This window comes from Milkweed yellows phytoplasma str. MW1, from assembly GCF_000309485.1.
GTDB lineage: Bacteria > Bacillota_I > Bacilli_A > Acholeplasmatales > Acholeplasmataceae > Phytoplasma.
This window is the reverse complement of record NZ_AKIL01000035.1, coordinates 1-10571: the sequence shown is the minus strand read 5'-3', so window position 1 is coordinate 10571 and position 10571 is coordinate 1. Positions and strand designations below refer to the sequence as shown.

14 protein-coding genes are annotated in these 10571 nt (G+C 27.3%); all 14 read left to right on the top strand.

Going from position 1 to position 10571, the window contains the following annotated elements; all coding sequences use genetic code 11:
* Window positions 1–538: 538 nt before the first annotated feature.
* The gene (locus RI76_RS00610; RefSeq protein WP_017192191.1) at window positions 539–1108 is read left to right on the top strand and encodes a Panacea domain-containing protein; all 570 of its coding nucleotides are present in this window, start codon (window positions 539–541) and stop codon (window positions 1106–1108) included.
* Entirely contained in the window at window positions 1089–1478 is a 390-nt protein-coding gene (locus RI76_RS03270; protein ID WP_017192190.1) for a hypothetical protein, read from the top strand. Before RI76_RS00610 ends, RI76_RS03270 begins: the two co-directional genes overlap by 20 nt.
* Before the next feature lie 496 nt (window positions 1479–1974).
* Window positions 1975–3162: a hypothetical protein gene (locus tag RI76_RS00600; RefSeq protein WP_017192188.1), complete on the top strand. Its 1188-nt coding sequence runs from the start codon at window positions 1975–1977 to the stop codon at window positions 3160–3162.
* A gap of 80 nt (window positions 3163–3242) precedes the next feature.
* The gene (locus RI76_RS00595) at window positions 3243–3449 is read left to right on the top strand and encodes a hypothetical protein (RefSeq protein WP_017192187.1); all 207 of its coding nucleotides are present in this window, start codon (window positions 3243–3245) and stop codon (window positions 3447–3449) included.
* Window positions 3450–3674: 225 nt separating this feature from the next.
* Complete coding sequence (locus tag RI76_RS00585) at window positions 3675–4310, top strand: YqaJ viral recombinase family protein (protein WP_017192185.1); 636 nt, start codon at window positions 3675–3677, stop codon at window positions 4308–4310.
* Between the two features lie 78 nt (window positions 4311–4388).
* A complete protein-coding gene (locus RI76_RS02860) occupies window positions 4389–4577 on the top strand; it encodes a hypothetical protein (RefSeq protein WP_083857328.1) in 189 nt (62 codons plus the stop codon).
* Window positions 4578–4714: 137 nt separating this feature from the next.
* Window positions 4715–4840 (top strand): DUF2963 domain-containing protein, encoded by a 126-nt coding sequence (locus tag RI76_RS03385; RefSeq protein ID WP_425311469.1) that lies wholly within the window; start codon window positions 4715–4717, stop codon window positions 4838–4840.
* A gap of 423 nt (window positions 4841–5263) precedes the next feature.
* Window positions 5264–5527: a dTMP kinase gene (locus RI76_RS03265; RefSeq protein ID WP_315971946.1), complete on the top strand. Its 264-nt coding sequence runs from the start codon at window positions 5264–5266 to the stop codon at window positions 5525–5527.
* Between the two features lie 58 nt (window positions 5528–5585).
* Complete coding sequence (locus RI76_RS03260; protein ID WP_261974324.1) at window positions 5586–5843, top strand: hypothetical protein; 258 nt, start codon at window positions 5586–5588, stop codon at window positions 5841–5843.
* Window positions 5827–5976, top strand: a complete 150-nt coding sequence (locus tag RI76_RS03140) for a hypothetical protein (RefSeq protein ID WP_017192182.1) — start codon at window positions 5827–5829, stop codon at window positions 5974–5976. Before RI76_RS03260 ends, RI76_RS03140 begins: the two co-directional genes overlap by 17 nt.
* Window positions 5977–6014: 38 nt before the next feature.
* Window positions 6015–6620, top strand: a complete 606-nt coding sequence (locus tag RI76_RS00575) for a hypothetical protein (RefSeq protein WP_017192181.1) — start codon at window positions 6015–6017, stop codon at window positions 6618–6620.
* A gap of 18 nt (window positions 6621–6638) precedes the next feature.
* A complete protein-coding gene (locus RI76_RS00570) occupies window positions 6639–8129 on the top strand; it encodes a replicative DNA helicase (RefSeq protein WP_017192180.1) in 1491 nt (496 codons plus the stop codon).
* A 13-nt stretch (window positions 8130–8142) separates the two neighbouring features.
* Window positions 8143–9468, top strand: a complete 1326-nt coding sequence (locus RI76_RS00565) for a toprim domain-containing protein (protein WP_017192179.1) — start codon at window positions 8143–8145, stop codon at window positions 9466–9468.
* A gap of 168 nt (window positions 9469–9636) precedes the next feature.
* Window positions 9637–10263, top strand: a complete 627-nt coding sequence (locus tag RI76_RS00560) for a hypothetical protein (RefSeq protein WP_017192178.1) — start codon at window positions 9637–9639, stop codon at window positions 10261–10263.
* Window positions 10264–10571 lie beyond the last annotated feature (308 nt).

The following is a 10571-nucleotide window of genomic DNA, read 5'->3' as shown; positions in this document are numbered from 1 at the left end:
TTTAAAGAAATGTTAGAAAAAAATTTAAATGAAGATTTAGAACAAAACAAACAATCCGCCCTATCCTCTTTAAGCTCCCTCTACGAAATAACCTCTGATGAGGGTTAAAATATAAAAAAAGGGGATTAAAAATGGAGAATCAATTAATATTTTTAATAATAAGTTTAATTTTGAATTTTATTTTAATCGTTTGTGTTATTTTAAAAACAAAAGAATGTAAAAGAAGTATTAAATTCAAAGATTTAACAAGATCAGAATTTGAATTAAAATGTATTGAATATATAAAGTCAGGAAATATCCAATGCAAAAATCTTAAAAAATTTTGCGACAAAACATCTTCTAATAAAGACAAATTCTCATAAAAAAAAGAATAATTGTTTAATAAATAAATTACCAAGGTCCTATTTAAGGACCTTTTTTTATTTAAACCAAATAAAAAAACAAAAATTGTCGATACAAAAACAATAACAACTGTCAAAGCAATTAAGTTTTAAACTGTTTAACTAAAAAAACCAAAACATAAGGAGAAAAACCAATTATGATTAAAAAACAAATGCAACAAAAAATACTTTCTCTTGAAAAACAATTAGAATTATTATACAATATAGTAGATATTAAAAAGAAAAAAGGCGGTTTAAATATGTTAAATAAAGAAAAAGTTAATGTTTTTGATGTTGCTCTTTATATTGTTAAAAACAATCCTCATTCAACTACTAAAATGAAGCTAAATAAAATGATTTATTACGCTCATGCAAAACATTTAGTACAGACTAAAAAACCCTTTTTAAAAGAACAAATCCAAGCTTGGATTTACGGCCCTGTTTTCCCTGAATTGTGTACACAACTAAAAGAATTTACTTATAAACCATTAAAACCCGATTCTTTATCAATGGGAGATATAACTAAAATAAATGCCACGCAAAAACAAATTCTTGATGATATTATTTCATTATATGGCGATAAAGAAGCCTATTTTTTATCTCAACAAACTCACGAAGAAGACCCGTGGAAAAATGTATATTATAAAAATTCTAATTGTTCTAAAAACATTATTAAAAATAAAGATATTTTAGAATATTTTTCTAAAAATGCTAAACACATTTATTAATATGGTTCAAACAGTTAATAATCTTTTTCGTTATCGATTTGATCAAACTTTAACAGATATTTCAAGTTTTAAAAAAATAAAAGAATTTGCGCAAGTTTTAAACAAAGTTATCATTCTATTAAATAAATATATTGAATATACATGGCAACAAATGAAAGAATCGTATAATAAAGGACCTAGATATCATTCAGTCCCAAAAGGCAACCTTTCTAAAAAAGGGTTCGAACGTACTGTTATACTTTCTGAAGATGAACCTATTTATCAAATAGCTCTTAATTTGAAAGAACGTGTTTATGGTATAACTGTTGGCAAACATTTTGTTGTTATTGCCTATGATCCAAACCATAAAGGAAATACAAAGAAAAAATAAATTATTTGAATAATATTACTATTAAGATAAATTTGCAAGCTTATCTTTTTTATTATATTTTCTAAAATACCTTATCATTCTTCAAATTTAATTTGGTTATAATAATACTTGATTGTCTCAATTTGCTTTAATAACGAATAAAATTTGCGATTTTATTTTTGCAATTTAGAGATTATTATTTTTATATTAAAAATTCCAACAATAAAGTAACCAAAAAAAGTCCGCGAAGGTTCCTTTTTTCTTTTACCCAAACACACAACAACTTACAAGGTCATTAAACCTAAAAACCCAAAGGAGGCAAACAAACCATGATCAAAAACAAATCCTTAAAAAAGTTTTTATAACCCTTTCTTTTATAATCACTATTTTTTTCATTAACCCTATTTTCGCCCATAACTATTTTCACAAACAAACAAAATCACAAATAAAATTAATAGACTGGGAAACCTTTGCAACAGGATGGATTTGCACCCAACCAAAAATGAAAAGACACGATATGAACGTTTTAGATATAAACGATATTCCTCATATCTTAAAATATTACAATTTGTCAGCATCCGTTAATAAACAAATACCAACTTCATTTAATCAATATAACGAATCATTTATACATTGGCACCTAAAAAATCCTCCTTCAGGCCTTTTAGGAGTCTATTTTAAACCACGTTTAAATCCTTTTAAAATAGAATACCCCTATGCAGATAACAAATACACCTTAGAAGACCTTCTCAAATACGAAATTGCCATCGAAGAAGTCTTTGTCTTCTGGGACGCCAAACAAAAACCTCAAGATGAAAACGTAAATATCAAAATAATAGTAACTGAGATTTTGGCAAATAAAAGTAAAGAAGAAGTAATTAATAATTATTTAATACAAAAGAACATCATCAAACAACCTAAACTCATCAAATTAGGTTGTTACAACGTCACACCTAATACTGGTTTAGTGTTGCCTTTGCCTCAAGAAACTTTCCATGATATTCAAATAGATGCTATTTACTTTGATGATGGAATTCGAATTTTGTCTGAAAACCAATCTTACGCAATCGAAGATTTACTCAAATTATCAAACGGTGCTAAAAATATTTATTTATTTCATTTTAACGTCCAAAAAAGAAAAAAGATTATCTCATTACCTGATTCTTTAGATCCTTATCAAACTATACGTGATTGGAAACGCGAAAATAATTTATATACTTTTCCTCCATTAATCAAAGAAGACAAATACGATGAAGAAATTCAAGAAGCTGAAACTTATTTTGAAGTCACTTCACCTTCCTATAAAAAATTTAATATTCCTTTTAAAGTTAAAATAATTTCCCATCTTTTCGAAACTGATAATACAATTTATTTAATTCTTTGCAACGATAATTCTTTAAAAATTAAATTAGTTGAAGAATACATAACTAATTATATAAATTGGCTAAATCAATGTTACATCAAATATGGTCATTATTATTCAGGTGAAGAAGTCCGTAATAAATTCGAACGTTCTAGTCGAACTATATACGATGAGAATGGTAATACTCATTATTATAGATATCAAAAGGGCTTCTTTTTTGATAATTGGTGTATCGACGGAAATGATTGCTGTTCTGGAGGTGATCGTTGGACAACTAGAACTTATTATCAATTTTTAGACACCACCCGCCCTCCTCAAAAACCAGCAATCCTCAATTCTTAATTAAAATATCATCCAAAGACCTTTCACAAGGGTCTTTTTTTATTATCCAATACTTAAAAAAGAAAGGAACTATTAAAAATATGTTCTTGAAAAAAATATCCTCATTTTTAACTACTAATATCATCTTTATTTTATTATTAATACCTTTTTATCTCATCTCTTATTTAATTAAATTCTATCTTTTTACTTATCAATTAAGCATCCAAAGATTAAAAAAAGGAATAGTAGTTCAATTTTATCAATATCTAACCACTATTAAAACTAATAATCATGTGGAACCTAATTAATACTTGGTTAACGAAGTTAAATAATTGGTTCGCTGCTATAAGTAATTTTTTTTTTAATTACCAAAACCAATGGCTTAATTTAGTTTTATTAACAATTCTTTTATTATTTTTACCTCATCTCTTATGTTTAATTGATTTTCTTTTTAAATTTTTACATTATATAATTAAATTTATTTATTATTTAGGCCAATATATCATCTCATTATTTAAGAAAGAAAAATAACCATGCAAATCACATTATCTCAACGTACCAAAGAATGGTATCAACACCGCAAACAATATATTAACGCTTCTGAAATCGGTAGCATCACAGGCAATGACAAATTTCGTTCTTTAGAACAATTGGTTCATGACAAAATCTTTGGTACTACTTTCACAAGCAACAAATACACTGAACATGGTAATAAAACTGAACCAATTGCTCGTGCTTTCTTTGAAAAAACAACTAATCTAAATTTTCATGATACCATCTTTACCGATGATGAAGTCAAAATGTTTTCCGCTTCCTTAGATGGTTATAATCAACAAACCAACACTCTCTTAGAAATCAAATGTCCTTATCGCGATGAAAACAACAACATATCAACATTATGGAATGGCTTTTTATCAAACAAAGAAGTGCCCTTAAACTATTGGGTTCAAGTTCAATGTCAACTCTATTGTTCACAAGCTAAATTTGCTTATTTTTTAGTTTATTTTAATGATAATGATTATCATGTAGTCAGAATTTATTTAGACCACAATTTTATCACTAAAATGATCAACGATGCTAAAAAGTATTTAGTTTTACTTCAAAACGCTAAAAAAGAACTTCAACAAACTACTTTCTTAAAACATTTAAGCAAAATTAAAACTTTTTAAACAGTTAAGACTCCTTTTATAGGAGTCTTTTTTGCGTATATCCAAACAATTCAAAGAAAGCGAGAGCAAAAGATAAAGATGAACAAATACTACTTAATCCAAGCCAAATACCAACAAAAACATCGTGCCTCTAAATTCAAAAAAAATAAATACAAACCGCAAAAACATAAATTATTAGGCACACTACTACACCACGCAACAAACCCTCTATCACGATTAAAAACCAGACGCATTACTATTACTTTCAAAAACCAAAAATATAAATAAAAAACAACAGCAACTGTCAAAATCATAAATTAAAACTAAAATCAAAGGAGAAACACAATAATGGCAAAGAAAATTTATAACACGCAAAAACAATTAATCAAAGAGATCGAATATTTTTCAAATGATATAATAAGTATATTAGTGAATACGCAACTAATGGCAATTTGATGAAAAAAACACACTATTACGGCGGCTGCAAAAAAATCCATTACATCGACGAATTCGACCCTCAAACTGGAGAGCTCATAAATCAAACTTGGTAACCACCCCAATGGCACCATTGAAAAAATATATGACGACGATGAAAACTAAGACGATGATTAAGATAATGATGATTAAAACAATCCCTCAATCAAATTTGCACAGCTTTTTTAATTTTAAGTCCAGTAAGAGTATAAATACCCCTGTTTTTAAGAGGGTCTATAAACGCCCAATAACACGCGCGTTAAAAGTTTCAGCTTTTTACCTTCCAACCATCAAAAGCGCCTAAAAACCGCCTTTTTATTTTTAAACATTAAAAAACAATTTGCAAATTTCACATCCTCATTATCTGGCCTTTTTTTAAATACCAAAACACCAACAAACCAATAATTGGTACGGCCATTAACTAAAAATTCAATTCAAAGGAGAACAAAAATGAAATTAATAGTTTTTGAAGGACTAGATGGCGTGGTAAAACAACTTTAATTCAAAAAGTTAGCCAACAATTAGAAAAACAAGGCCACGAAGTAATTACTCTACAAGGTTTAGGAAGTTCCTCCATCGGCCAACCTCTTCGTGATATCTTTTTAACTAATGCCCAATTAAAACCATTAACTAGATATCTTCTTAGTTTTGCGAACATGCAACAAATCCAAGAAGAGGGAATAAAACCACATTTAGAAACTAATAAAATCATTTTAATAGATAGATGGTTAGGTTCTAACTTGGCCTATCAAGCTTATCCTTAAAACATTGATAAAAATTATCAGCTTTTAATTTACTTAATAAACAATTTATTAAACAGATATGACTGTTTATCTCAAAATCAAACCACAATTAGGTTTAGAACGCAAACAAAACCAAAAAAATCATAAATTAGACGTCATAGAAACTCATCCTTTATCATACTTTCACCAAGTAAGCCAAGGATATGAATTATTCTTAGAAAGAAAAAACCTCGGCCACAAATTAATCTTAAAAGAGATGAATAGCAAAACAACATTAACTGACCAAAAACAAATAATCAAACAAATAGGAGTACTATCAAATGGTAATAATTACTAAAAAAACCTGTAAAAACAAAAACACTTACATCTATTTTTCTAATGGAAAAATTAAAACCATTCATAAAGATGGCGCTATTACATGGAAAACAAAAAGAATTTTTAAAACTAAAAAAACCAACCAAAGACATTAATTTAAAGGTCTTTTTTTATTTAAAGAAAGGAATAACAAATGTTAACTAACCAAGATTTTTTTAATATTCAACAATTTAATACTAATATCCAAACTGTAGAAATCTTAAAAGGTTTTTTTAAAAAAACTACCTTTAATCTTTCTATTAACGAATATATGAAAACCAATCACAACCAATTAAAACATTATTTTAACCAAAAGAACATCAACTCTCAAAGTCAAAAAGTAATCCGCGGTAAAATCAATGAATACCTCATTTTATTGTACCTACACGATAAAGGTCTTACTAATTTATACCCTCAAGTAAATTTATTTTTTATCCCCGACATTAAATTTGATTTAGTTTTATTCACAGAAACTAAAAGAATAATGGCGTTTAATTTTAAAACCTGTCTCCGAGACCGCTATAAACAAACCATGGTAGAAGGACAACAATTAAAAAAACTCGATACCCGTTTTGAGTTCTATTTATTAACCAACAACGAAACCGAAACTCAAAGAATAAACAATAAAATCAAAAACGGAAAAGTCCAAGGTATTAATCAAGTAATTAACTTATTTTCCAACTCAGCTAACGATTTCTTACAAAACTTAATTACCATCCAATTCATACCTTTTTCTAATATCAACATCATTAAAAAATAAAAAAGGAGTTAATATAAAATGTTAACCAACGAACAAAAAGCGTTACAACAACTAATAAATTATATTGAACAAGGCCAATGGGAAAAGTTAAATCTTTACTGCCAAATAATAAACCCTAAAACTTTACTCGATCCCCAAAATAAAAAAATATTTACAACTTTAAAATATTTATTTTTAGAAAAACAAACAACTCATCCTTGGGATAAAATAAAATCTCAAACTGAGATAATCAAAGAATTACTCACCTATCTTCAAACCTATTTCCCCCAAGATAACTTTACTAAAGAATCATTATCTTTTTTAAATAATGATTTTAATAAAGAAAATAACCTTGATTTCTTAGATAACTTAAAACACACCTATACCCAAGAAAAACTGTTCCAACAACTCTTAAAAATTATTAGTCCTTCTTTTGAAAATAAGGAACCTTATTATAAACATTTATATTACCAAGAAATCTTTGATAAATTAAGAAAATTTATGACTTTTATTCCTCACAAATCCGACCAAACCTTATTAACTTTAAATCAAATGTCCTCTTGTTATCCTGAGTTTTTTGACACCGACAACCAAGCAAAACAAAAAATTCAAGAAGAATATTACCGTTTATCTGAAACTTTTCGAGACTTAAATCAAGCCACAAAAGGATTCAAAAAAGGACAAATAATCACTATTGGAGGACATACTGGTTTAGGCAAAACAACTTTTGTCTACAACCTTCTTTTAGATATAACCAAAACCAAACAACAAGAAAGTTCTCATTATCCTCATATTTTGGTATTTTCTTATGAAATGACAATGGAGGAAAATTTAAGTCGTTTATTAGCCCACCAAACTCAAATTTCCCTAGATGTTATTTTAGATAAAAATTTCGAAGATACCAATATCACACCTCTCAAATACACGGAGAGGATGACAGAAGCCAAACAATTTTTTGTTAATATCAATTTATCATTTAGTTATGATAAAAGCAAAAACATTGATTATGTTATTAATTTAGTTTATCGCCTTCATTTAGAAGAAAAAGCAGAAATGATTGTCATAGACCACCTTCAAATCACCAAAACCACAAACCACTTAGAAAATGACCGTTTAGCCATTGATGAAATTATGACTAAACTCAAACAATTAGCCATGGAATTAAACATCATTATTATCATTCTCTCTCAATTTTCAAGAGATACATATAGCAATTACAATGGCAAATCCCCTGAAATAACCGCTTTAAAAGGAAGTGGTGGAATTGAAACTAACTCCGATATCGTCTTAATCATGTCCGAATTCCAACCCCAATTATCCAAAGGCCAAGAAAAACCTTTAAATATTTATAATTCAACCTTAAATCAACTCTATTTAGAATCTAATGACAATGAAAATCAAAAAATAATTGAGGTCAATATCAAAAAGAATCGTAGTGGCACCAAAAAAACCTTAATATATCACTTTGAAATGACCACCCAAACATTTCAAGAAATCGGTTATGTTTTACCTTATCAATTAGGATTTTAAAGGAGTAAAATAAATGAATCATCAAGACAAAATTAACCACATTAAAACTAATTTCCCCATGATTGTTTTATTAAAAAAATTAAAGATTTTACCATCAAATTTCAATATCAAATATCGTTTCCCTTGTCCCATCCATCAAGGCCAAAATCCTACTTGTTGTCATATCAATGATCATAACCAGATTCACTGTTGGAAATGTTGTAAAGATTACGATATTATTGATGTTTATATGGAAATAAGAGGAATTAAAACCTTCAATAACGCCCTCGAAAAAATTAATAACTTTATGAAAACTCAAGAATTTAAAAACTTAATCCAACAAAAAACTTCAACCCCTAATATTTCTTACAAACCTTTTAAATATCAATTCCGCCCCAATAAAATCAACAACCCAATTGATGAAAAAGAAATTAACACCACAAAAACACAATTATTTAAAGAAATATCACCTTTATTTAACCAAATTAGAGATTATTATCATTATTTATTAACTACTAACCGAAATAACGAATCTCACCTAGGATTAGAATATTTAACTCAAAAAAGAAAATTAACTCTAGAAACCATTAAAGAATTTAAACTAGGTTATGCCCCATTATCTGATAAATCTTTATCTTTTCGTCTAGTAAATTATTGTAAAAAACAAAATATCGATACAACCAAATTAGTTGAATATGGTTTTGTTAAAGAAAAAACCAATCAACAAAATAAAAAATATTATCACGATACTTTCCATGGTTCCATCATTATCCCTATTGAAAATGGATATAATAAAACATTTCATTTTTATCAAAATAACTTTCGCGAAGTTTCTTATTTACAACCTAAATATAAATCCCTCAATAATTTTAGTCAAACACCTACTTTTCATTTCAGTTATCGTTTTTTCGAAGCTTTACCGTATATAAAAAAAACTAAAACAATCATCATTCATGAAGGTTTTTTTGATGTCATTAGTTGTTGGCAACACGGCATAAAAAATGTCGTGGGTTTAATTTGTGTCGCCCAATTACTTTCCCAAACCCAAATGGATATTCTCAAAAAAGAAAAGATTAAAGTCATTATCGCCCTCGATAATGACGAAACTGGAAGAAAAAGAAACAAAGCCTTAGGAGAACAAATAAAAGAACAACAAATCCCTTATGAAATTAGACGCATTTTGCCCCCTTATGACAAAACTTATAAAGATGTTGATGATTTATTACGCCAATTCGGCAAAGAAGCTTATCAAAAATGTTTTTTAGATCCATACATCTCATATGAAGAAGCAGAAAAGAAACAAATAGTGGATTTAGCCATTCATTTCTTTGGTGAAGATAAAGTTGAAGTCATGACATAATGATTTATTATAAAATACCAATTAAACAACAACAAACGTATTATTTTTTCCTATATGACCTTTAAAAATAAAATTAATAATATGAATCACGCACATGCAATTACTAGGCCAAAAATTAATAAATATTTTAACAAAATGACAAAAATAAATTTAAAGGAGAAAATAAAAATGAAAAACGACCTTAATCAAGGAATTAAAATCGGCGGATGGAATACCAAAACCACCCCTACTGATTTAGACCAAATTAAACTCTTTTTACAAACTTTAAAACAAGATTTAATCAACCTGACCATTATAACCCATTCTAAAAAGAAAAATACTTATCAAGAAGCCAATTATCGCCCTAAAAACCAAACTCTCTTCGTCGATCCTCAAATCTTGGATGAAATTAAACAAACAAAAATAACCTTAATTAATGATAATTTCTCTTCTAGTAATAGTAAACTATTACTTTCAGATTTACCCCCCCTTAAAAACCAAAATAACCCCCTTAAAACCTATCATGATATCTTTCAAATCAATTATAAAAATGAATCTAAAAATATCATCAAAGAATTAATTGGCAAAATCAATCTTCATAAACTAGAAAACTTACAATTATATCAAATAGACCCCAATAAACTAGATAAATACAATAAACCGATTAAAACAAACTATAAGAAAGGTTTAAATATCATCTATTATCGACAAGAAGATTTAAAATATATTCAATTCTTCTTAACTAAAACCAAACAAGGTTATCGGGTGAAAAAGATACGTCCAGATTATAAAAGATATTTAATAAAAGAAAAATAATAAAACAAATAACTTATTATAACTCATCGTTTTATCATCATTCACTCATCGTTTTATCATCATTCACTCATCGTTTTATCATCATTCACTCATCGTTTTATCATCATTCACTCATCATTTTATCATCATTTGCCTCTTCAAATATTCTATATAAAATCAAACCTTTTTAAGGAGTGATATTTTATATTTTATATCGATAATGATAATGATACTCGATATTTGATATTATCGTTGTATCATTTTTAATATCATTATTATTAATCGATATAAAAAAATCTTTCTTTTAATTAATTTTATTTTTTTAATTT